Origin of the sequence: Legionella bozemanae (assembly GCF_900450575.1) — a bacterium.
Lineage (GTDB): Bacteria > Pseudomonadota > Gammaproteobacteria > Legionellales > Legionellaceae > Legionella > Legionella bozemanae.
Genome location: NZ_UGGY01000001.1, coordinates 2850071 through 2872825, shown reverse-complemented (window position 1 = coordinate 2872825; position 22755 = coordinate 2850071). Strand labels below are relative to the sequence as shown.

Below are 22755 nucleotides of genomic sequence, written 5' to 3'. Positions count from 1 at the left end.
AATCAGTTACTTCAATAGTTACTATAGCTTTTTTTAAAAAAAGTGCGACCGAAATTCAGGCATTGAATTTTACTGGGCGTTTTTCGCAGTACAAGTATTTTTGTAACCTGGGTTGAGAAGTTTATCCCTGGCAAGAAAAACCGGGTTTTGCTGCACTTATTTTGCTTAGGTTACATCAAGACCGCTAAAACAAACAGGTTTTTTTATTTCCCCTTGGGCCGGCAAGACAAGTTGTACCATACCGCATTGATCTGTTCTATAAAAGGGAATATTTAATGATTTCATGTTTGCCAAAGTTTTGGCATGAGGAAAGTGAAAACGATTATCAAAGCCTAAAGAAGCTATGGCATAGTGTGGTGCAACTTCAAGTAAAAATCGATAAGAAGAGGAAGTCTTACTGCCATGATGAGGAACAATTAAAACATCAGAGGCAAGCTCTTCTCCATAAGTTTTTATTAAATAATCTTCGGCTATTTTTTCAATATCCCCTGTTAATAATACTTTTCCGGCTTTGGTGTTTATCTGGAGAATACACGAGTTGTTATTTTTATTCTTAAAGTGAGTTGTAATCGGCAAGAAACGAAAAGAAACACCATCCCAGTTCCACTGCGGGTAATCATGACAGCTCACACCATGATCATAGTAATGAGGATCATTGACTAATAACCGCTCCACTGGTATTTCTTTTTCAAGCGAATTGAGTCCGCCACGGTGATCTTTATCTGGATGACTAATGACTACAAAGTCAATTTTTTTTATTCCTAAGGTCTTAAGATAAGGTAAAATCACCATTTTCCCTAAATCATTTCCTTGAAAAAATCGATCTCCAGTATCATAAATCAGAGTATGGCGTCGGCTTCTAAAGACAATTGCCAAACCTTGGCCAACATCCAAAATATCAATTACTGCTTCTCCTGAAAATGGTACAACACGGGGTGGAAAAAATGGGAGTAGCATCCACAACACTGCAATCCATTGAAAGGGTTTAATTGGCAATAGAACCCATATTAATAAGGCTCCCATTAAGATTACAACCAAGCCAATATGAGAAATAGACCAATTAAGGTTCATGAGCGCTAAATGTTCAATTAAGTGTAATCCTTTAAATAACAAGGCAATCAGCAAGGATAAGAGTTTCATTAATGGAACAGCAACAGTCCATGAACAAAGTATCATAGCGATTAATGCTAAGGGGACGATTAAAAGACCAACTAGAGGAATAGCAAATAAATTTGCAATAAAGCCATTAATTGAACCATAAGAATACCAATACAGGGTTAAAGGCATGAGCCCAATTAAGCAACTTAATTGTAGGGCTAAATTTCCTTTGTAACCCTTTAATCGCCAACGTTGTTGGGTTAAAAGCAAACACGCCACTGCAAGAAATGAAAAATAAAATCCTTGCATAAATACTGCATGTGGTTCAATACATAAAACGCCAAACAAAGCGTAACGCCATATTTGCCAAGTCGAAAAACGTTGTTTTCCTAAGCAGTAGAGGGTGTAAAAGAAACACCCGATTAATGCTCTTTGTACCGGTGGAGCAAATCCTGCTAAAAAGGCATAGAATAAAGCAGCTAAAAGACCACTAATACTGGCAATATAGGGTACTGGGATAAACAAGCAGCATCGGGAGCTTTTAGACCACAGCCAGCGCACCAGCCAATAAATCATCCCCGATACCAATGCAATGTGTTCTCCTGAAATCCCAAAAAGATGGATTGTGCCCGTACGTCTAAATAAATCCCAATTTTGCTGGCTAATATGGGTAGTTAAATTTAAAGTTAATGCTTCAACAACTCCTGCAGTGGATTGATTTGGTGCTAATTGGCTGAGTTTATTTCCTAATTGTTCACGTAATAGAAGCCAATTAAAACGTGGTTGTGCCTCTGCATGCAATTGATTGTTTTGGGAGAGAATATAACCGGTCCACTGGATGTGTCGTGCAGCAAGCATGCCTACATAATCTGTACTTCCAGGATTAAGATAGTTTCGAGGCTTTTTTAATTTGACCGTGAATTGCCAGCGTTGTCCTGTGTGTAATTTTGGAGCATTGTTATACCAGGATAATTGGATTAATCCTTGTGCTGGATGATGGTTGTATTGTTCGAGGGCAAATAAAAATTGTGTTTTGGTAAAATCTTGATTTGGAATTGATGCAATTGTTCCTTGCACTGTTACTTTAGGGAGTATGGTCACATTGGGTATTCCTTTGGGAGAAACAAGAGCTTGATGCAATCCTGCCATCGTGACTCCTAAAATAAAAAACAGAATTAAGGAATACTTTGGGCTGATGAAAAAAAAGAGTAAGGTAATTAAGGGTAAAGAATGATTAAAGGTATATAGATAGAGTATGCCTGTGAAAAAGCAAAAAATTTCCATTTTATTTTTAAGTTGGACTTTCCGTTGACTGGGATAGTAGAGAATCGGTTTTTTTTTGTAAAGTAAATTTTTTATTGCGGTCATTGCGATGCTGAAAATAGTCTAGCTTTTTATTCCGACGTCCCGTGACTTGTTCGCGGGATCCAGACGATCTGTGCTAAAACACTGGCTCCCGTGAACAAGTCACGGGACGTCGGCAAGGATGTGATTATGAGATAGCGAATACGGAAGTCTGATTCCGATTCAATTTGTTATTATGGATTCCAACAAATGGTTTGGGTTGTTCCCGATGAATCTACTGCAGTTTTTGCGTTAGATTGATCTACTGTCATACTGGCACAGGTTGTATCTTTAGCCTGACTCTCAATTGGTGTTGCTGTTAGTGTATAGGTTGTTGACCCTACATTAGATAAGCTAATATTGTAGAAACCTTGAGCAGATGTTTGCGGAAATGCAGGTAATGAGCCACAAGGAGCATTATAAGAAAAATTTTGTGAATAACACCGTTCGAGAGTGATCTGATCTTGCGCTAATGTGGCCATAGCATCAGAACGACGTGATTTTAGCACGAAATGGGTATAGTAAGGATAGGCTGTTGTAGCCAGTATGGCCATAATAAGTACGGCTATCATTAATTCAATTAAGGTGAATCCTTGTCTTCGTACATGGTGCATCATGAGTTTTACCTATTGTTGTATTTGTATTGTACTTTGTAACATCACTGTTGTATTAACTCTGGCACCTATGGAACGTGCAGTAATTCGACAGGCACGAGTGGGTGTTTCATATTTTGTCCGGGCTGGTTTGTAAGGCGATTATTCGTAAGCATATTGCTTAAGGAGGGAACTGTTCTAACCAAAGCAACCCACGAATAGTAAGGTCACCAAAAGTTCAACTAAGGTGAACGCTGTCTTTTTAGCTTGCATGAATTTCAAAGTTCTGTCCCTGTTTTTAGAGCAAATCCGTTTTTGAGTACCTACATATTAGGTTAAGACTAAAATTTTACCAAAATTTATGCTTTTAAGCATATATGAAAAGCAAAGTTTAATACGGGTAGAATAGTTCCTGCAACAATGTATCTATTTTTCAATGAATTCATTTTGCTTATCTTTTAACCTAGAAAAGCGGTTGAAAGTCTGTTGTGCTTTAGTATGCTTGTTACGGCTTCAATTGTTTTTCTTGGTTTAATCCCATTCAACAAATGTCTCAATATCAGCATCTCTGTCTTTAGCTCTCTTTCGTTGCTGATGTCGTTTTTTGTTTTGTGCAAGCATATGAGATCGGGAACATTGGACTGGAGATTTAAATGTTTTCAATGCTTCTTCCAAGTGAACAAATTCGTACCCATTTTGTTTATATAAATGGATAATATCTGGTAAAACATAAGCATTAAGTAAATTGGCATGGATCAGCAAAATTTGCGCTTGCTCGGGATTTTGATGAAATTGATTGTGTTCTTCCGCACGGAGAGTTTGTTGCCAAATAAAATCAAGATAAAAGGGTTTCAATTCTTCAAGATAGGCACGTCGCTTTATTTCAGGGACTGATAAGAGCCGTTGATTAAAGACAAAATCTTTGGAATCTATAGTAATAGGGGCAACATGGTAATTTTTTTGCGCCAGATAACAGAGAATGTCTTCTTTTTTTTGACCGGAACTCATGGCTAAATAAGGATAACGAAAATATTTAGGTTCAGTTAAAACAGGAAGCAAAATGTTGTCTGCTTCTTGAATTTCCTGAATGTACCCTTCAGTATCCATTTTATTTAAATTGGCGTGGGTGAGGGTGTGATTACCTAATCCGAACCCGGCATCGCGAAATTTATGCAATATTTCCCAGTTATTTTTGCGTACTTCACTGGCAATAATAAACCCTGTAGCAGGAATTTGCTCCTTAGTCATGGTATCGATCATCATATTCAAATGAAAATTTCGAGACTCGCCTACAAAAGGAAGATCATCAATAGTTATGGAGACCGTTTTTTTAAAAGGTAATTTTATAGAGGATTCTTTTTTTCTATCGTTGGGCTCCTCTTGAGCTTGATTTTTTGAGTTTGTAATACCATTGCTGTTGTTAGCCGTGTTCCCAGAAAAGCTGTGTCCATATGCAAAATTGGCACTATGACTTACTATGAGAAGCATTAGGACGAACGATATCTCTTTAATAATTAATTTAATTTTCATGAGTACAAGGTAAAACAAATTGGGAAAAATGATATTGTAACAAAAAATTAGCCTAAATGGCTTATCTGAAGTGAAGTGCTTATTAAAATCTTTAAGTAGATAGGCAGCAAAATGAAAATTATTTGCCGCCTTATCGAAGATTCAAGTTAAAAAAACGTGAAGGCTAGAATTAGTGGGTTGCAGCAGGAGTGCCACTTTTATGTTCTAGAACATCATCTTCCTCTTCTGACTCTTCATCTTTCTTGGCTCTAAAATAACCTAAAGCTGAAGCTAAGTAACCGCCTTTAGAGGTTTTTTCAGGTGTTTTAGTTTCTTTCTTAAATTCCTCAACCGCATCGTTTAGTGCTTCAGTACGACAAGCGTAGATCATGTCAATCAACAAATTGAAAGTAGCTTTTAAATTAAAGTCTGCAATTGATGAAAAAATATGGATACTACGAATTGCTTTTTTGTCATTTTTCATTGGAGCTACGGTCATGAATTGTATAAACTGGGTTGCTGAGGTAACCAACGACTCAACATCTTGTTCGTTTACTACATCTACAGCAAGAAGCTTACTTAATCCTGTGAACACAACAGAATTTTCTTTTTTTGAAAGATAGGATGCATCATAAACGGCTTTGATTTGTTGACGAACCAGATGCATTGCTCCAGCGAGAATGGCAACTCGTTCTGCTTCATTGATTGCTGAGGTTTTCAGTGTATTTCTTATAGCATTTAGAAAATGAAACTGAGCAACACGTTCTTTTGATAACTTTTCAATCTTAGAAACATTTTTATCAGCAAGTTCATCTTTGATTAATTCATCAAGATCAGCATTGAGTTTATCCCAACTACCAAATCGGTCTGTTGCAGAGGGTGGAGATTTTTTCTTGGCCTTATATTGACTGAGGTCAACAGCGGTATCTCCATCAGTTGTAAAAGAAGCAACTATTGCTCTCTGAGCCTCATTTTCCAGTTTATAAGAGGTTTGAATTAATTTGCTTAAGTTCTCAGTTGGAACAGCGGCCAACATGTGATTTTTTGCAAAGCCTTTACGAGAATCATTTTCTATAAAAACGTGATTCAAAAACGCATTCAAGGCAGTATAGAATTTAGCGATTTGATATAGATCAGGTTTGTCTTCTGCTTTGACATCATCTCCGTTGCCTATTGCATCTATTAGACGAGCGTTAAGCAGCCCTGATGATTCCAGCATACCACGATTATTTTCAATATCTTGCACTACGGTTAACATGGCACCGTAAAATACATTTACAAGATTTGTAGTCGAGACGGTGTGTTTTTCTTTTAATTGTTCTTCTAATTTTTCGAGGATGGAACTTAGAAATTGAAGTTCGAATTTTCTTTTGTTAGGAAGGTCTTCAATTTTTCCTTTATGTTCGCGTTTCAATATGATTTGAACGGTATCGTCAAAATGTTTTCTTAATTCACTTAGATCCTTTAATACAAACGTCATGTTAGTCTCCAAAATTTCCAATGGATTGATAATGTAAGTTCTTCTTACAAGACCTCAGTGTAAACTAAAGTAAACCGCTCGTCATGTATTTTCATTATACATTTTAGTCTTTTAATAAAACACGAGGAAATTCATCAGGTTAACTTCATTATTGAGTATTCAAATTGGTTTATTTTTTATCAATAAGCAATAAAAAAATTGTATTAATTTAAATAATGGGTAATATTCTGTCATTTTTTAAAAAGCGCGCTTCATCAAGAGAGTTTGGAAAAGCGCATGTATTTCATACAGCTTGCATACGGTGCAAAAGGGGAAATTTTTTAATGAGGTCTGTTTTGAATATTGAACACGATAAACAGTTGAACCGTCAATTTTTTAAGAATGCACGGTTTGCATTAATCTTTCTTCTTATTTGTCGTATTATTTCCATGTGTTTTATTCCTCTAAATGATGTGTCTGAGGCACGATATGGAGAGATTGCTCGCAAGATGCTGGAAACCGGGGATTGGGTAACCCCGCTGCATGACTACGGAGTTCCTTTTTGGGCGAAACCGCCTTTGTCTACCTGGTTGTCTGCTTTTTCAATGAAGCTTTTGGGGATTAATGAGTTTGCAGTTCGTTTGCCAGGCTTGCTCTTATCTTTGGCAACACTATGGCTTATTTGGAGTTTAACTAAAAAGCATAGTGGATCTGTGATTGCAATGATCACAATTGTAGTGCTTGCAGGAACTTTGGATTTTTTTGTTGATGCAGGAACTGTGATGACCGATCCGTCTTTGGTATTTTGCATTACCTTAGTCTTAGTTGCTTTTTGGCGGGCAATCGTTGATGGGAGCAAACTCTGGTCTTATGTTTTTTTTATAGGCTTGGGATTAGGGTTATTAGCAAAAGGTCCTGTTGCTGTCGTTTTATCAGGAATGCCGATATTTTTTTGGGTTTTATTACGGAATCAATGGCGTAATTTATGGGAACGATTACCTTGGATAAAAGGTGTCTTATTGATGCTTATTATTGCGCTTCCCTGGTATATTTGGGCAGAAATACGCACGCCCGGTTTCTTAAATTATTTTATTGTTGGTGAGAATTTAAATCGATTTTTAAAACCAGGATGGACTGGCGATAAGTATGGCTATGCGCATCAGGAACTTTGGGGGATGATTTGGGTTTATGCCATGATTGGTATTTTCCCTTGGTGTTTGTTAGGCGCTGCTTGGTTTATTAAGTACAGACATAATCCCCGCAAAGTATTTATCGACAACGATGGATGGCTGAGTTTTTTCTTTCTTTGTACGGTAATTCCACTGTTCTTTTTTACTTTTTCCAGGAACATTATTTATACTTATATTTTTCCCAGTCTTCCTGCTTTTTCAGTGTTTTTCATAGAATACTGGCAACGTGTTGGTGCTGTAGCAAAAGCAAAACAACTTATCACAGGACTTTCTATTATTGTTGGTGTATTTGCCCTTGGGATAACTCTTGCATTTAATATGGCCCCCAAAGCGGTTTCCAAAACGGAAAAGTCTGTAGTTGCCGCATGGTTAAAACAACGTCCGGTTCCAGGAAGTTACCTTATTTATTGGGATTTCAAAGTTGAGTTCTCAGCCCAATTTTACTCAAGAGGCCGAGGAAAATTTGCTTTTCATAATGAAGATCTTTGCACCTTGTTGGACAATAACCGAGAAAATTATTTAGCAATTAGGCCACAAGATACACATGAGGTTGCGCCGGATTTATTTTCCAAAATGCTCTTCATTCAACGAGTATATTCTGGTGACAGACCTTATTTATTGATGCGTATTCCGGTTTTTGTAAAGAATTTTTGTAGAAAAGAATACGTAAGAAGTGGAGTCAATCAACCAGAGAAATAGGATTGCCTTGAATGAATTCTCTTTGCTGTGCTTGGCTCTTGGTTTGTTCAATAAAGATACCAATTCATTTAGAATTTTGATATACTCGGGCGCAATTTTTTATGCCATAAGGAGTAACTGTGTCGCAATCTCTTACAGTGGATTCGAGAGCTTTTGTACCCCGTGGTGACTTCATGGCCTGGGTTGTATGCCTATCAGCTGGGCTATTCTTTTTCTATGAATTTTTCCAGCTCAATATTTTTGATGTAATCAATCAGCCTTTGCGAGATGATTTCCATATTGATGCGACTCAATTAAGCTGGATGTCCAGCGCTTATTTGTGGGCTGATATTCTATTTCTTCTTCCTGCTGGGATTATCCTGGATCGCTTTTCTACACGTACAGTTATTTTAAGCGCGATGTTTATTTGTGTTTTAGGTACCGTCGGTTTTGCTTTAACCCATTCATTTATTGTCGCTTCATTCTGTCATTTTCTTTCAGGGATAGGTAATGCATTTTGCTTCTTATCCTGTGTGGTATTGGTATCACATTGGTTTCCACCAAGAAGGCAGGCTCTTGTTATTGGTTCTTTAGTGACTATGGCTTTTGTTGGCGGCATGATGGCTCACACCCCTTTTGCTTATCTCTATGAATTGTTTGGATGGCGTAAAGCTTTATTAATCGATGGTGCAGTAGGTGCTGGATTATTGCTTTGGATTTACTGGATGGTTCGTGATAAACCTGAAGACTCACCAATGAAAGCATCTACCAGTCAGGAACAAGTAATATCTGGATTCATCAAGGCTTTATCCAATCCACAAAATTGGTTAGCAGGATTTTATACTTCCTTTCTTAATTTGCCGATTATGGTTTTATGTGCATTATGGGGTGCTAGTTACCTACAAGCAGTTCATCATTTACCTGACATGGCTGCCAGCAATGTAGTCAGTTTAATTTTTATGGGTAGTGTCGTGGGTTGCCCTTTGGCAGGATGGTTATCTGATTCCCAAGGCCGACGTAAGCCTTTGATGATATTAGGGGCCATTGCCACACTTATCACCGTCATTCCGTTATTCCTGGATGTAACTTTATCACAAACTACTTTGAGTATTATATTTTTTGCTTTAGGTTTTTTTACCAGCACCCAGGTAATTTCCTATCCCTTAATTGCTGAAAGCAATTCTGCTGAAAACACAGGTGCTTCGACAGGTATCGCCTCAGTAATTATTATGGGTGGTGGCGGCGTAGGACAAGTGCTCTATGGTTGGTTAATAGCGCATCATGCTGATGCGGTAGTGACAACTTATTCTGTGGCAGATTTTCAATACGCCATGTGGATGTTTCCTATAACTACAGTTTTGGCTTTAATCGCCGTATTACTAACCCGCGAAACAAATTGCAAGCGGTAAGCTGAGGAGTAAAAATGCAAGTGGTGGATGAGTTTCAAGGATATAACGAGATTAAATCGTCATTATTACCCTGGATGGTATGTTTTGCTGCGACTTTATTCTTTTTTTATGAGTTTATTCAGGGGAATATGTTTGCATCCATCGCTGCAAATATCATGCAGGATTTTCAAATACAAGCCGATAGAATGGCCTGGCTATCAAGTATTTACTATCTTTCCAATGTATTGTTTCTTTTTATTGCGGGAATGGTGCTTGATCGGTTTTCGATTAAAAATACTTTGTTAATCGCTATGTTTTTGTGTGTGGCCAGTACTTTTCTGTTGGCATATTCTCATTCATTTTACATGGCCTTATTTTGCCGGTTTATTACGGGCATTGGCAGTGCCTTCTGTTTCTTAGGACCGGTACGTTTAGCATCTCATTGGTTTCCTCCAAAGCGTATGGCTTTGGTAACCGGTGCTATAGTGACCATGGCAATGGCTGGAGGCATGTTGGCTCAATATCCATTGACTCAATTGGTTATTCTGGTTGGATGGCGCCAAGCGGTACAAGATGTGGGAATTCTTGGTTTTGCCATGTTGGTCGTGATGTTTTTTTGTATCAAAGAAAAACCACCAGTTGCAGTAAAGCAAGTCGTTAAACCAATTAATGTAATCTCAGCTGCCAAGAAAGCCTATTTAAACACCCAATATTTGCGGGCAGCATTCTATGCCAGTTTAATGAATATGGCTATTGCCGTATTTGGTGCCATGATGGGTACTTTATATCTGGTGCAACGATTAGAGATCAGCACGGCACAAGCATCTATGGTAAATGGCATGTTATTTTTGGGGTCGATTATTGGTTCGCCTCTGGTGGGCTGGATATCTGATAAGATGGGCTTACGGGTTATGCCTATGAAAATAGGGGTCATTGCTTCCTTATTGACGTTACTCGCGGTGCTTTATCTCCCTGTTTCTTATAGCACCATGGCATTTTTGTTTTTCTTACTGGGTTTCTTTACTTCAGCACAAGTGATTAGTTACGCCCTGGTTGCTGAAAGTAGCTCACCTGCAATGACTGCCACAGCTGTAAGTGTCATTTCAATATTGACTCAAGGCGGTTATATTGTGTATCAGAATCTATTTAGTTATTTATTAACGAATCATGGCGGGATGCGTATGTTCAATGGAACTCCTGTCTATTTACTCAGTGCATATCAATATGCCGCAATTATTTTACCTGTAGGTTTATTAATTGCTTTTCTCATGCTTTTGGGTTTAAAAGAAACACGTTGCGAACAGATTGAGGGCTAAGATGACAGGGCGAGTTTGTATATTACTCATGGATTCATTTGGTATAGGCGCGAGTCTGGATGCATCTCGTTATGGGGATGCTGGCGCTAATACTTTTGTTCATATCCATCAAGCATGCGAGCGCGGTGAATGTGACAGGGACGGGCTGCGTCAAGGCCCGTTAACTTTGCCTAATCTTGCTAAATTAGGACTTTATCATGCAGCCTTAGCCAGTAGCGGGTTGCGTTTTGTTGAATTGTCCACTTTTTCTGAACCCATGGGCTATTATGGTTATGCAGTAGAGCAGAGCTTAGGTAAGGATACGCCAAGCGGACATTGGGAGTTAGCAGGAGTTCCAGTTACCTTTGAATGGGGTTATTTCCCCGAACAACCATTTTGTTTTCCAAAAAAATTAATTGATGCGTTCATTCAACGTGCTGGTTTACCAGGTGTACTTGGTGAGAAGCATGCATCAGGGACTACCATCCTTGAGGAATTAGGTGAAGAACACATGCGAAGTGGTAAACCAATTGTTTATACTTCTGCAGACAGTGTATTTCAAATTGCAGCTCATGAAGAAAGTTTTGGTTTGCAGCGTTTGTATGATATCTGTGAAATCGCGCGCACTTTGGTAGATGAATATCAGATCGGTCGTGTGATTGCTCGACCATTTGTTGGTCAACCAGGAGCATTTAAACGAACAGCAAATCGTAAGGATTATGCAACGTTACCTCCTGCAAAAACCTTACTTGATTACTTGAAAGAAGCTGGTCGCGAAGTCATTGCCTTAGGGAAAATTGCCGATATTTATGCGCATCAAGGTATCACTCAAGTCATTAAGGCTGACAGTAATATGGCCCTGTTTGATGCTACTTTAACTGCGATGAAGACTGCACCTGATGGAAGTTTGGTTTTTACTAATTTTGTGGATTTTGATTCCTCATACGGTCATCGGCGTGATGTCATTGGTTATGCTCATGCGCTTGAGGAGTTTGATGCGCGTCTTCCAGAGCTTCATGCATTATTAAAGCCTGATGATCTGGTTATTATTGCAGCAGATCATGGTTGTGATCCTACTTTTCCTGGTTCAGATCATACAAGAGAACATATTCCAGTATTAGTACATGGTCCAAACCTTAAAAGCCGCTTTATTGGACGTCGTGATACTTTTGCTGATGTTGGACAAAGCATCGCACAACATCTTGGATTAGAAAATTTATCCCATGGGGTATCCTTTTTCATCTAATCATCTATAGATAGCCTCAATAATGTATAGAGTATTTGGGAAGGCTCAATGAGTAATTATTCATTTCGAGCCCCCTTGTTTTTTTGTTTATCATCCCCATGTATGGAGTTCCAGTTTGATTTGAGGATTTAATTTTGGAACAATTTCGTGGGACAACCATACTTTCAGTAAGACGCGGAAATCAAGTAGTTATCGGTGGTGATGGCCAGGTAACTTTAGGTAATACCGTGATGAAGGGTAATGCGCGTAAGGTGCGACGCCTTTATAAAGATCAAGTGATTGCTGGCTTTGCTGGCGGTACCGCGGATGCGTTTACTCTTTTTGAACGTTTTGAGAGCAAGTTGGAAATGCATCAAGGCCATTTGGTTCGTGCTGCAGTTGAGCTTGCTAAAGATTGGCGAACAGACAGAATGTTACGCCGGCTTGAAGCAGTGCTTGCTGTAGCAGACATCAAATCTTCCTTAATTATTACAGGTAATGGCGATGTAATCGAGCCTGAGCATAGCTTAATTGCTATTGGTTCAGGTGGTCCTTTTGCACAAGCAGCTGCGCGAGCATTGATGGAAAATACAAAATTATCTGCTGTGGAAATAGTGCGTAAAGCTTTAACTATTGCTGGAGATATCTGTATTTATACCAATAACAATTTAACTATAGAAGAATTAAATCATGGCAACAAATAACAACAAGGCAATAGCTCCTCGCGAGATTATCCGAGAAGTGATGACTCCTCGTGAAATTGTCCAGGAATTGGATAAATATATTATTGGCCAGGATGATGCGAAAAGAGCGGTGGCAATTGCATTACGTAATCGTTGGCGGCGTATGAATATTAAAGATCCCGCTTTACGCAATGAAATCATGCCCAAAAATATTCTCATGATTGGCCCAACTGGTGTTGGTAAAACAGAAATTGCTCGCCGTTTGGCTAAATTGGCTCGTGCTCCATTTATCAAAGTAGAAGCAACAAAGTTTACCGAAGTAGGATATGTCGGACGGGATGTGGACTCTATTCTTCGTGATTTAGCGGATATAGCAGTAAAACAAGAACGTGAATTTGCTATGAAGAAGGTGGAGCATTTAGCTGAAGATGCAGCCGAAGAGCGTGTTCTTGATGTATTACTTCCTCCTGCACGGGGCAGCTTAACACCAAGTGAAAAAGACAGTACAGCCAGGCAAGTTTTTCGTAAACAATTGCGTGAGGGCATTCTCGATGAGAACGAAATTGAAATAGAAGTTTCAGCGACACCAATAGGCATTGAAATTATGGCTCCTCCGGGCATGGAAGAAATGACAAGCCAATTACAGTCTATGTTTCAACAAGTGGGCAGTCATCGAACGAAAACCCGTAAAATGACTATTGGTAAGGCCATGCAAATTTTACGTGAAGAGGAAGCAGCTAAACTAATTAACGAAGATGATATTAAGATTCGCGCCATAGAGAATGTGGAACAAAATGGTATTGTCTTTATTGATGAGTTGGACAAAGTAGCACGACGTACCGAAAATGCGGGTGGTGGGGATGTGTCTCGTGAAGGCGTACAAAGAGATTTATTGCCTTTAGTTGAAGGGACAACGGTTACTACCAAATACGGCATGATTCGTTCAGATCATATTTTATTTATTGCATCAGGTGCGTTCCATGTAGCTAAGCCGTCTGATCTGATTGCAGAGTTGCAAGGTAGATTGCCGATACGTGTTGAGTTATCCGCTCTTTCTGTTGATGATTTTGTACGTATTCTTACTGAGCCTACTGCATCGTTGACACTGCAGTACAGTGCTTTAATGGCAACCGAAGGTCTCACGTTAACTTTTGATGAGACAGGAATTAGACGTATTGCTGAAGTAGCATGGCAAGTGAACGAGCGTACTGAAAATATTGGTGCACGTAGGCTTTATACAGTTATGGAGCGATTATTGGAAGTTGTTTCATTTGAAGCAACAGACAAATCAGGCGAGTCCGTGCATGTTGATAAAGCATATGTTGAGAAAAATCTTGGACAACTTGTAGCGGATGAAGACTTAGCTCGTTATATTCTTTAAACTAAAGTAACCTGGGTGCAGCCGCAGCGGAACCCAGGATTAAGAGTCCAATAGAAATAAATCCCAGGTTCCGCTGCGGCTGCACCTAGGCTATGATTTCTTCAAAAACAAATGAACTTTTTAACTTAGAATTTCGTGCTTCCAAGGCTGCGATTCCACACTCATTTAAATAAAAATCAAGTGATTCAATGAGATAGATCTTTATTTCTAAAAATTAAGCGTGCTTGGTATAATAAGCGAGCCAAAATGACTGGATTTTCGAGTATCGAGACGCGGTATATAAGGAGTATGTGAGCAGCAGAACAAAGAAAATCGGGACTATGGCAATTTGCTTCCCTCTCGTTCAATTGTAATAGGGCTTGATTCAATTGGAATTTTGGTATGTGATTAAACTGTAGGTCATAAGAACAGATGTTCTCACGGAGGAGAAAAAAATGTCACATAATTCGAGTTCTATTACTACAATGATAAGCGAGGATCTTGAGCTTATAGAGGAAAGAGTAAAAAAGCCTGTAACTTATGATTCTCATTCTTCTTTTTCAAGTGGTGATGTAAAATTATATTCCTTTTTTAATCGTTCAAAATCTGTTTTAGATTTCCCTGATGCTTATACAAAGATTTGGAATAAAATCAAAGGAGATTCCAATCACAGAAGAATCAAAGCGTTGCTTATAGATTATACCAAAGAAAATTGTTTATTCGGTTCTTTTATTGGGCGGATGATTTCAGGGCATTGGCATAGACATCATGTCAGCGCAGTAAGTAAAATTATCGCGCATATATCAGTTAAGAATTATTATGACTCTGCTGATGATATTGTCTCTGATTTGAAAACACTAAAACCTAAAAAAGGAGGATCTTTGTATCAACGAATTAAATTTATTGAAAAAAAATTGGAAGACCAATTAAAGTATGATTTTAAATTTTAATCTAAAAGAAGCAGTTGAGTTCGTGGCGGCGCCTTTAGCTTGCCTGGTAGAATTCACTACTTTGCAGGTTGAAGATAATGGAGTTGTTTGATGTCTAATCCTTATATTTTGGTTTTATATTACTCGCGAACCGGTTCTGTAGCACAATTAGCACAATATATTGCACGTGGCGTAGAACGTGTTGAAGGTATTGAAGCACGCTTAAGAACGGTTCCACCTGTTTCAGCGACGTGTGAAGCAGTTGATAAGGCAATTCCGGATAATGGTGCGCCATACGTAACTTTGGATGATTTACGACATTGCCATGGTCTTGCTTTAGGGAGCCCTACTCGTTTTGGAAATATGGCTGCTCCCTTGAAATATTTTTTGGATAGTACTTCATCTTTGTGGTTGGCAGGTGATTTAGTAGATAAACCTGCATGTGTTTTTTCTTCTTCTGCAAGTATGCATGGTGGCCAGGAAACTACTTTGTTAAGTATGATGTTGCCTTTGTTGCATCAAGGTATGATTTTATTGGGGGTACCTTATTCTGAACCGTCTTTAAATGATACGGTTAGCGGTGGGACACCCTATGGCGTAACCCATGTTTCTGGTGTGGCAAATGATCGACCGCTTAGCCAGGATGAAATTAATTTAGCCAAGCATTTAGGTGAACGTTTGGCGCGAGCTGCTCTTAAGTTGAATAGAAAAAAGTGAGTAATTTATTTGAACTTGGTCGAAGCGAAACTCCAAGAATATTTGCCGTGATTTCCAAAGTACACATTCATCCGGACTATAATAAAATTGAGTGAAAAAAATGAAAGTAATTAGTTTTAATGCCAATGGCATACGTTCAGCAGCACGTAATGGGTTTTATGAATGGCTTGCAATGCAAGATGCTGATTTTGTTTGTATTCAAGAGACGAAGGCTCAACCTGAACAGTTAATTCCTGAAGAGCTGTATTATCCTCGTGATTATTTTTGTGATTATTATTCAGCTCAAAAAAAAGGATATAGCGGCGTGGCAATTTATGCCCGCCACAAACCAAGCCGTATCGTGAAAGGGATGGGCTTTGATTATTGTGATAATGAAGGACGCTATATTCAATTTGATTATCCTAAATTCAGTATTATCTCCCTTTATTTACCTTCAGGTACTAGTGGTGATGAGCGGCAGACGGTGAAGTACAGTTTTCTCGAACAGTTTGCCGAACATTTAATGCGATTAAAAAATGAGGGACGAGAGTTAATTTTGTGTGGGGATTATAATATTGCTCATAAAAAAATCGATTTGAAAAATTGGCGTGGTAATCAGAAGAACTCAGGATTTTTACCTGAAGAACGAGCATGGATGGATGGATTGTTTGGGGCTATGGGGTTTGTTGATGCATTCCGTGTACATAATCAGGAAGAAGATCAATATACGTGGTGGTCTTTTCGCGGGCGCGCATGGGAAAAAAATGTAGGTTGGAGAATTGATTATCAGGTAGTAACTCCTGGTCTTACTGGGGATATAGTCGGCAGTCGTATTTTTCGAGAAGCACGCTTGTCTGATCATGCTCCTTTGCTCATTGAATATAAAGGAGATTGGTGTGCTTAAGTTAGCAAGCTGGAATGTGAATTCATTGAAGATAAGACTGGAGCAAGTATTAGAATGGTTTGATTCGACTCAGATGGATATTCTTGCTATGCAGGAAACGAAGTTGCTTGATGAAAATTTTCCCGTGACTGCGTTTACTGAGAAAGGCTACCATGTGGCCTTTTCAGGACAGAAGACTTATAACGGGGTTGCGGTAATAAGTCGATATCCCTTTTCTGATGTGCTAACTGATATCCCTGATTTCGATGATCCTCAACGACGTATTTTGGCTGTTACTGTTGCGGGTATTCGGCTGATCAATTTATATGTTCCCAATGGGTCGGAACTCACTTCGGATAAATATCAATACAAGCTGAATTGGTTACAAAAGGTTACAGCATTTATTCAACTACAAATGAGTGTTTTCCCCCATGTGGCTGTAGTAGGTGATTTTAATATCGCTCCTGAAGATCGCGACGTTCATGATCCTGCTGAATGGGTCGGTTCTGTATTGGTCAGTCCTGCTGAACGAGAAGCATTTACACAATTATTACAACTTGGATTGCATGACAGTTTTAGAAATTTTATTCAAGATGAGCAGGTATTCAGTTGGTGGGATTATCGTGCAGCTGCATTCAGGCGTAATCGAGGTTTGCGTATTGATCATATTTTATTGAGTCAAACACTGAATGGATTATGTAGGCAATCCGTTATTGATAAAGAACCACGCAAAGTAGAAAGACCTTCTGATCATGCACCTGTTTGGGTTGAACTGGATTTTAATGTAAGTTCATAATTTGAGCTGAAGCGAGCGGAGTCTGAAGAATAAATGCATTGACTTTGATACTCCGCTTCGCTTCTACACGCTCGTTTGGTAGTGCTTTTTTATTTATTTTGTAACGTTTCAAATAAAAACCAAATTCGTCGTTCTGTCTCATCAATATAAACTTCCAAGATGCTGGTTGTGGCAAAATCATCTCTCTTGCTACACACTTCATGAACTTTTCTCATATTTTTTAAAAAACTTTTGTTATCTTCCAGAAGATTATGCAGCATATCATCTGCTGATAAGGTTTCATTAACGTCTTGAAGTGTTTGCAATTCTTTGATCTGCCCAATCGAATGAATTGTTTTTTCCCCGAGTTTGCGTACACGCTCTGCTAAAACATCTATCATTGCAAAAATTTGGTCGCTTTGTTCATCTAATAAAAGATGATAATCACGATAATGAGGGCCTGTCATATGCCAATGGAAATTCTTGGTTTTAACGAATAAGGCAAATGTATCAGCCAAGAGAGGGTTAACAGCCTCGGCTATTTTACGACGATCTTTTATATCAAGGTCATTAGGTGTTTCAAGCCTATAAAGTGCCAGTTTTTTCATTTTAACTCCTGTTAAATTAATTTGTTTTTATAAGCGTAGACCAAACATTGTCAATTTGTTACAAATTGATAGAAATTATTCCTATTAAAACACCAAGAAATATGGAATAGTTGTTTATCATGAGAATTCTGTAAGAAGTATTTATTCGCTATGTGTATTTTTGGTCTAATAATTATCAAAATGAAGAGCACGTACTCTTATTATGGTTTATATTATTACAGTAAGCTGGCAGAAACATAACAAATTAACCTAAGAATTAAAGCATTCATTTAATTAAATGTTGCTCCTGGTCACATAATCTTGCGTACCATTCATGATGAATATATGTTTTGAGTTCTCTTAAAGGGATGATAACATCTATTCTGCTTAATATAAAAAATTGCTTTACAGAAATTTTTCTGCTATTGTCTTGCGTCATTTGTATCGGGTATGGTGCTTGGCATTGGGTTCAGGTGGCGATACTCATTTAAAACTAAGAGAGTAGTATTATGAAGGCATCAATTCATCCAGATTATAAAGTAGTTAAGGTAACATGCAGCTGTGGCGAGGAATTTGAAACCCGTTCAACATTATGTAAAGATTTGAACATTGAAGTGTGCTCACAATGTCATCCTTTTTATACTGGTAAGCAAAAATTGGTGGATACTGGGGGTCGTGTCCAGAAGTTCCGCGATCGTTATAGCCAGCGTTCTAATCAAGCTGCTAAAGAAGAAAAGAAATAAGGGCGCGTTATCTTTGCGCCTTTTTATTATACTTCACTCGAAATATAACTTATTGACAGATTGTTCCTGCAATGCTAACTTGCGTTGCTTATAGGTTCTTGACGTCCAATTCTTGTTCCAATCTCATCATTTCATGGCTGTTTCTCTTAATCACTGCAAGAGTATATAGCCAAAGTTTGTGTGCCTATGGCACTTTGGATAAGAATGAATTGGGCAATGGATAGTAGGATTTTAAGCCTTACTTAGGTTTTGTTTTCACTTGAAAGAGAGTAAGTACTTTGGATAATGAAGTTTTAAAGCAATGTGCATTAGATTATCACGAGTTTCCAACTCCTGGAAAACTCGGTGTTCATGTTACCAAATCAACTGACTCTCAGAGTGATTTGTCGTTGGCTTATACACCTGGTGTTGCTGCGCCTGTAATTGCCATAGCAGAGAACCCTGAAGACGCCTATCGTTACACGAATAAAGGAAATTTAGTCGCTGTTATGACTAATGGTACTGCAGTATTAGGTTTAGGAGATCTTGGACCTCTTGCCAGTAAGCCAGTAATGGAAGGGAAGGCAGTTTTATTTAAGCGTTTTGCTGGCATTGATGTATTTGATATAGAAATTGATGCTCATGATTCGCAAGCATTTATTTCTACAGCAAAACGTATTGCTCCCACGTTTGGGGGAATTAATCTGGAGGATCTTAAGGCTCCGGAGTGTTTTGAAATTGAGCAAGCTTTAATTGAGCAATTGAACATTCCTGTATTCCATGATGATCAGCATGGTACTGCAATAGTTGTTGCAGCAGCTTTGCTTAATGCCCTTGAACTACAACAAAAAAAATTATCTGAAGCAAAAATCGTGTGTATTGGAGCAGGAGCAGCAGGAATTGCTTCCATGCGATTGCTTGTCGCTTTAGGTGCTCATAAAGAAAATATGTTACTTTTGGATACCAAAGGGGTTATCCATTCTGGACGAGCTGATTTAAATGCATATAAATTTGCTTTTGCTCGTACTACTGAATGTCGAACTTTAGCAGATGCTCTCGTTGATGCTGATGTTTTTATTGGGGTTGCCAAGCCAGATTTATTAGATGCCGATTTATTGAAATTAATGGCCCCTAAGCCTGTTATTTTTGCTTTGTCGAATCCTGATCCTGAAATTAGGCCGGAATTAGCTTTTCAAGTACGTGATGATTTGGTCATCGCTACTGGACGTAGTGACTATCCTAATCAAGTCAATAATGTGTTATGTTTTCCTTATATTTTTCGTGGTGCGTTGGATGTACGTGCCAAGTGTATTAATCAATCAATGCAAATTGCTGCGGTTGAAGCAATTCGTCAACTGGTGCATGAGCCCGTCCCCCAGGTAGTGAAGGATAATTACCCAGGTGTTACGTATTGGGATTTTGGTCCTAACTATATTATTCCCAAGCCTATAGATCCTCGTTTAAGAGAACGAGTTCCTGCTGCTGTAGCTCAGGCTGCAATAGCAAGCGGCGCAAATCAAGTAAGTAGTAATTTAGAATAAAAGTAGCATCCTGAATGCAGGCCTCAAGGTGTAGCAGTATGCCGTATGAGATGTATCGGGTTGCGCTCAGGATAATAGGTGAATTATACAGCCAAGGGTGCTTTTAACTGTTGAAATAACAGTGCGTGCCTTTGCTTAACCAAATAGTTAAGGAGATTACTTTGCTTTCTGAAAACCGGAGAAATTACGCATTAATTGGATGGCTTATTTGTGGTCTTGGGGCCGTGTTTTACAGTTACGAATATTTGCTTCGAATCGCGCCTAGTGTAATGGAAACTGCTCTGCGTGAGCATTTTAATTTGTCAGCCACAGGTTTTGGGCATATTTCATCTATATATTATTATGCATATGTTCCCATGCAATTACCTGTAGGGATTATGATGGATCGGTATGGTCCGCGAAGATTATTAACTTTTGCCTGTTTGATTTGCGTCATTGGAACTTTTTTATTTACCAGTACAACCTCTTTTTGGGTTGCGGCTTCAGGACGATTTTTAGTTGGATTAGGCTCTGCATTTGCGTTTGTGGGGGTATTAAAGCTTGCTACAATCTGGTTGCCTGAAAATAAGCTCGCTATGGTTTCTGGTATCACTTCAGCTTTAGGAACAGTAGGTGCCATGCTAGGCGATAATCTTTTAGAGATCTTTGTTACCCAAATAGGGTGGATTAAAACCTTAAATATGACTGCCTTTTTTGGGATTGTATTAACCTTTGTATTATGGTTAGGGATTCACGATAAAAAAGGACGATACAGACAAAGCGGTACGGTTTCTAATTTTAGAACAGGTCTAATTGATTTAAATATAATAATCAGTAATAGACAAATATGGATTAATGGATTGTACGGCTGTATGGTTTATCTTCCTACAACTGTTTTTGCTGAATTATGGGGAATTCCCTATTTAAGAAATGCTCATGGCCTATCAGCACATGCTGCAGGCTTAGCGAATTCATTACTTTTCTTAGGTTTTACTGTAGGTGCTCCGCTGATGGGGTATTTTTCTGACAGAATAGCGCGCAGAAAGCTGCCTATGTTTTTAGGTGCTAGTGTTGCCACCGTACTTATGTTGGTTATTCTGTATTTCCCTGGTTTGACTGAAACTAATGTACAGATACTTATGTTTTTTCTAGGATTATTTTATAGTGCGCAAGCAATTGTATTTGCTGTTGGAAGGGAGTTGAGTCCTGGTGAGGCTGCAGGTACAGCTATGGCGTTTACCAACATGATCGTCATGTTAGGCGGTATGTTGCTGCAGCCTTTAGTAGGGCATTTATTAGATTTCAGTTATTCCTTACGTAGTGGTGCTTCACTTTCTTCAGTATTGGTTGTAGAAAATGTTAATAAATTATACAACATGACTGATTACCGCATTGCCCTGGCTTTTATACCGATCAGTATGTTTATTGCAGCTTTATTAACGTTCTTTTTAAAGGAAACTCACGCTCATGCGCCTAAATGATACTGTTTCAAGAAAACAATTGTTTTTTGGCATGTTTATATGCTTTGTTGGGGCAATTTTTTATTGCTATGAATTTATCTTACGCATTATTCCTGGGGTTTTACAGACCGAACTAAGTATCGCGTTGGGGCATATTTCAGCGACCACTTTTGGCCAAATATCTGCCTTATATTATTTTGCGTATTCACCCATGCAAATGCCTGTAGGAATGCTCATGGATCGATTTGGTCCCCGACGGCTTTTAACGTTTGCATGTATATGTTGTACTGTTGGTTCTTGGATGTTTACCCTGACTTCATCCATGTTTTTGGTGGGAGCAGGGCGCTTTTTAGTGGGTTTTGGCTCTTCCTTTGCTTTTGTTGGTGTATTGTCCCTTGCGTTGCATTGGTTGCCCAGACGTTATTTTTCTTTAGTCGCGGGTCTCATGACTACATTAGGAATGCTAGGGTTAGTCTATGGTGAAGTGAAGATTACTGAATGGTCTGAGAGCATCGGTTGGGAGCATGTATTATTCTTCATAGCCATTGTAGGTTCGGGATTGAGTGTATTGATATTTCTTGTGGTTCGTGATGGACCTGAAGGACATCAGTCAAATAAGCATCCTTTACCCGAATTCTTTAGAAATGTCCTTAAAGTGTTAATGGCTCCAGAAGTTTGGGTCATTGGTTTTGTTGGAGCCTGTTTATACACATCGTTGTCTGTATTTGGTGAGTTGTGGGGAAAAACGTATTTGGAGCAAGCACACAATTTAACTAAAGTTGAGGCTGCCAGAACTGTCTCTGCAGTTTTTTTGGGTTGGGCAGTTGGTGCTCCTATTGCCGGATATTTATCGGATCATACCGGAAGGCGTTTGCTGCCTTTGGTTTTAGGTGCCATTTTAGCCTTGATTTGTATTAGCATCGTATTGTATTGGCCTGGCCTATCCTATGCTAGTTTGAATGTCCTATTGTTTTTGTATGGTGTGTTTAGTGCAACAGAAATTATCGTATTTATTATGGCTAAAGAATGCAGTGGTGCCCAATTATCAGGTACGGTATTTGCAGCAACGAACATGATAGTAACCCTTGGTGGTGTTATTTTTCAACCGCTGGTTGGTAAGTTACTGGATACTTTTGGTGATAGTGGCATTGTAGAAGGAGAGCATATCTATACCATAGTAGATTATCAGGTTGCTTTATCGATATTACCACTTTCATTATTACTCGTTACTATTCTTGCTTTCTTTATCAAAGATCATGATCATAAAGATCATCCAATTAGTTAATATAACAAGCTTGGGTGAAGCGTTGCGAAACCCGGGTTTAATTATCCAGAATATGGAATTCCTCCTAAGTGCTCAG

General features: G+C 38.7%; 20 protein-coding genes. 15 read left to right on the top strand and 5 right to left on the bottom strand.

All coding sequences use genetic code 11. From position 1 onward, the window contains the following. Positions 1-165 precede the first annotated feature (165 nt). Positions 166-2382, bottom strand: a complete 2217-nt coding sequence (locus DY223_RS12630) for a DNA internalization-related competence protein ComEC/Rec2 (RefSeq protein WP_058460548.1) — start codon at positions 2380-2382, stop codon at positions 166-168. Positions 2383-2636: 254 nt separating this feature from the next. Further along, positions 2637-3056 (bottom strand): type IV pilin protein, encoded by a 420-nt coding sequence (locus tag DY223_RS12625; RefSeq protein ID WP_058460549.1) that lies wholly within the window; start codon positions 3054-3056, stop codon positions 2637-2639. A 1-nt stretch (position 3057) separates the two neighbouring features. On the opposite strand from DY223_RS12625, the gene DY223_RS19525 reads away from it, so the two are divergent. Next, a complete protein-coding gene (locus DY223_RS19525; protein WP_259293080.1) occupies positions 3058-3192 on the top strand; it encodes a hypothetical protein in 135 nt (44 codons plus the stop codon). Positions 3193-3566: 374 nt separating this feature from the next. On the opposite strand, the gene DY223_RS12615 is transcribed toward DY223_RS19525, so the two are convergent. Beyond that, on the bottom strand, positions 3567-4565 hold the full coding sequence (locus DY223_RS12615) for a polysaccharide deacetylase family protein (protein ID WP_058460071.1): 999 nt from the start codon (positions 4563-4565) through the stop codon (positions 3567-3569). Positions 4566-4734: 169 nt separating this feature from the next. After that, positions 4735-6045, bottom strand: a complete 1311-nt coding sequence (locus DY223_RS12610; RefSeq protein ID WP_259293199.1) for a hypothetical protein — start codon at positions 6043-6045, stop codon at positions 4735-4737. Between the two features lie 302 nt (positions 6046-6347). Between DY223_RS12610 and DY223_RS12605 the strand changes: the two genes are divergently transcribed. From DY223_RS12605 to xth, 10 genes are all read left to right on the top strand, one after another. After that, positions 6348-7892, top strand: a complete 1545-nt coding sequence (locus DY223_RS12605) for an ArnT family glycosyltransferase (protein ID WP_235810546.1) — start codon at positions 6348-6350, stop codon at positions 7890-7892. Between the two features lie 119 nt (positions 7893-8011). Further along, positions 8012-9280 carry an MFS transporter gene (locus DY223_RS12600; RefSeq protein WP_058460073.1) on the top strand — a complete coding sequence of 423 codons (1269 nt, stop codon included), beginning with the start codon at positions 8012-8014 and terminating at the stop codon, positions 9278-9280. Between the two features lie 14 nt (positions 9281-9294). Then, positions 9295-10575, top strand: a complete 1281-nt coding sequence (locus tag DY223_RS12595; protein ID WP_058460074.1) for an MFS transporter — start codon at positions 9295-9297, stop codon at positions 10573-10575. A 1-nt stretch (position 10576) separates the two neighbouring features. Beyond that, a complete protein-coding gene (locus DY223_RS12590; protein WP_058460075.1) occupies positions 10577-11800 on the top strand; it encodes a phosphopentomutase in 1224 nt (407 codons plus the stop codon). A 134-nt stretch (positions 11801-11934) separates the two neighbouring features. After that, complete coding sequence (gene hslV, locus DY223_RS12585; protein ID WP_058460076.1) at positions 11935-12483, top strand: ATP-dependent protease subunit HslV; 549 nt, start codon at positions 11935-11937, stop codon at positions 12481-12483. Further along, entirely contained in the window at positions 12470-13843 is a 1374-nt protein-coding gene (gene hslU / locus DY223_RS12580) for an ATP-dependent protease ATPase subunit HslU (RefSeq protein ID WP_174223916.1), read from the top strand. The genes hslV and hslU overlap by 14 nt, the downstream gene beginning before the upstream one ends. Positions 13844-14277: 434 nt before the next feature. Next, positions 14278-14772 (top strand): DUF5617 domain-containing protein, encoded by a 495-nt coding sequence (locus DY223_RS12575; protein WP_058460077.1) that lies wholly within the window; start codon positions 14278-14280, stop codon positions 14770-14772. 90 nt (positions 14773-14862) lie between these two features. Further along, positions 14863-15468: an NAD(P)H:quinone oxidoreductase gene (wrbA, locus tag DY223_RS12570; protein ID WP_058460078.1), complete on the top strand. Its 606-nt coding sequence runs from the start codon at positions 14863-14865 to the stop codon at positions 15466-15468. A 100-nt stretch (positions 15469-15568) separates the two neighbouring features. Then, positions 15569-16351, top strand: a complete 783-nt coding sequence (locus DY223_RS12565; protein WP_058460079.1) for an exodeoxyribonuclease III — start codon at positions 15569-15571, stop codon at positions 16349-16351. Then, positions 16344-17126: an exodeoxyribonuclease III gene (gene xth / locus DY223_RS12560; RefSeq protein ID WP_058460080.1), complete on the top strand. Its 783-nt coding sequence runs from the start codon at positions 16344-16346 to the stop codon at positions 17124-17126. Before DY223_RS12565 ends, xth begins: the two co-directional genes overlap by 8 nt. 89 nt (positions 17127-17215) lie before the next feature. Here xth and DY223_RS12555 read toward each other — a convergent pair whose 3' ends face one another. Then, complete coding sequence (locus DY223_RS12555; RefSeq protein ID WP_058460081.1) at positions 17216-17713, bottom strand: Dps family protein; 498 nt, start codon at positions 17711-17713, stop codon at positions 17216-17218. A 488-nt stretch (positions 17714-18201) separates the two neighbouring features. Between DY223_RS12555 and rpmE the strand changes: the two genes are divergently transcribed. From rpmE to DY223_RS12535, 4 genes are all read left to right on the top strand, one after another. After that, positions 18202-18435, top strand: a complete 234-nt coding sequence (gene rpmE, locus DY223_RS12550; RefSeq protein ID WP_058460082.1) for a 50S ribosomal protein L31 — start codon at positions 18202-18204, stop codon at positions 18433-18435. A 278-nt stretch (positions 18436-18713) separates the two neighbouring features. After that, a complete protein-coding gene (locus tag DY223_RS12545; RefSeq protein ID WP_058460083.1) occupies positions 18714-19955 on the top strand; it encodes a malic enzyme-like NAD(P)-binding protein in 1242 nt (413 codons plus the stop codon). 161 nt (positions 19956-20116) lie between these two features. Beyond that, the gene (locus DY223_RS12540) at positions 20117-21415 is read left to right on the top strand and encodes an MFS transporter (protein ID WP_058460084.1); all 1299 of its coding nucleotides are present in this window, start codon (positions 20117-20119) and stop codon (positions 21413-21415) included. Further along, positions 21402-22679: an MFS transporter gene (locus DY223_RS12535; RefSeq protein ID WP_058460085.1), complete on the top strand. Its 1278-nt coding sequence runs from the start codon at positions 21402-21404 to the stop codon at positions 22677-22679. Before DY223_RS12540 ends, DY223_RS12535 begins: the two co-directional genes overlap by 14 nt. The last annotated feature ends 76 nt before the right edge of the window (positions 22680-22755 follow it).

Bases quoted from the DNA above. Each gene is read 5' to 3' on its own strand.
- DY223_RS12565 (WP_058460079.1), top strand. From the start codon at position 15,569: ATGAAAGTAATTAGTTTTAATGCCAATGGCATACGTTCAGCAGCACGT.
- DY223_RS12605 (WP_235810546.1), top strand. From the start codon at position 6,348: ATGAGGTCTGTTTTGAATATTGAACACGATAAACAGTTGAACCGTCAA.
- hslU (WP_174223916.1), top strand. From the start codon at position 12,470: ATGGCAACAAATAACAACAAGGCAATAGCTCCTCGCGAGATTATCCGA.
- DY223_RS12535 (WP_058460085.1), top strand. From the start codon at position 21,402: ATGCGCCTAAATGATACTGTTTCAAGAAAACAATTGTTTTTTGGCATG.
- wrbA (WP_058460078.1), top strand. From the start codon at position 14,863: ATGTCTAATCCTTATATTTTGGTTTTATATTACTCGCGAACCGGTTCT.
- rpmE (WP_058460082.1), top strand. From the start codon at position 18,202: ATGAAGGCATCAATTCATCCAGATTATAAAGTAGTTAAGGTAACATGC.
- DY223_RS19525 (WP_259293080.1), top strand. From the start codon at position 3,058: ATGAGTTTTACCTATTGTTGTATTTGTATTGTACTTTGTAACATCACT.
- DY223_RS12625 (WP_058460549.1), bottom strand. From the start codon at position 3,056: ATGCACCATGTACGAAGACAAGGATTCACCTTAATTGAATTAATGATA.
- DY223_RS12555 (WP_058460081.1), bottom strand. From the start codon at position 17,713: ATGAAAAAACTGGCACTTTATAGGCTTGAAACACCTAATGACCTTGAT.
- DY223_RS12575 (WP_058460077.1), top strand. From the start codon at position 14,278: ATGTCACATAATTCGAGTTCTATTACTACAATGATAAGCGAGGATCTT.
- DY223_RS12590 (WP_058460075.1), top strand. From the start codon at position 10,577: ATGACAGGGCGAGTTTGTATATTACTCATGGATTCATTTGGTATAGGC.
- DY223_RS12595 (WP_058460074.1), top strand. From the start codon at position 9,295: ATGCAAGTGGTGGATGAGTTTCAAGGATATAACGAGATTAAATCGTCA.
- DY223_RS12630 (WP_058460548.1), bottom strand. From the start codon at position 2,382: ATGGAAATTTTTTGCTTTTTCACAGGCATACTCTATCTATATACCTTT.
- DY223_RS12615 (WP_058460071.1), bottom strand. From the start codon at position 4,565: ATGAAAATTAAATTAATTATTAAAGAGATATCGTTCGTCCTAATGCTT.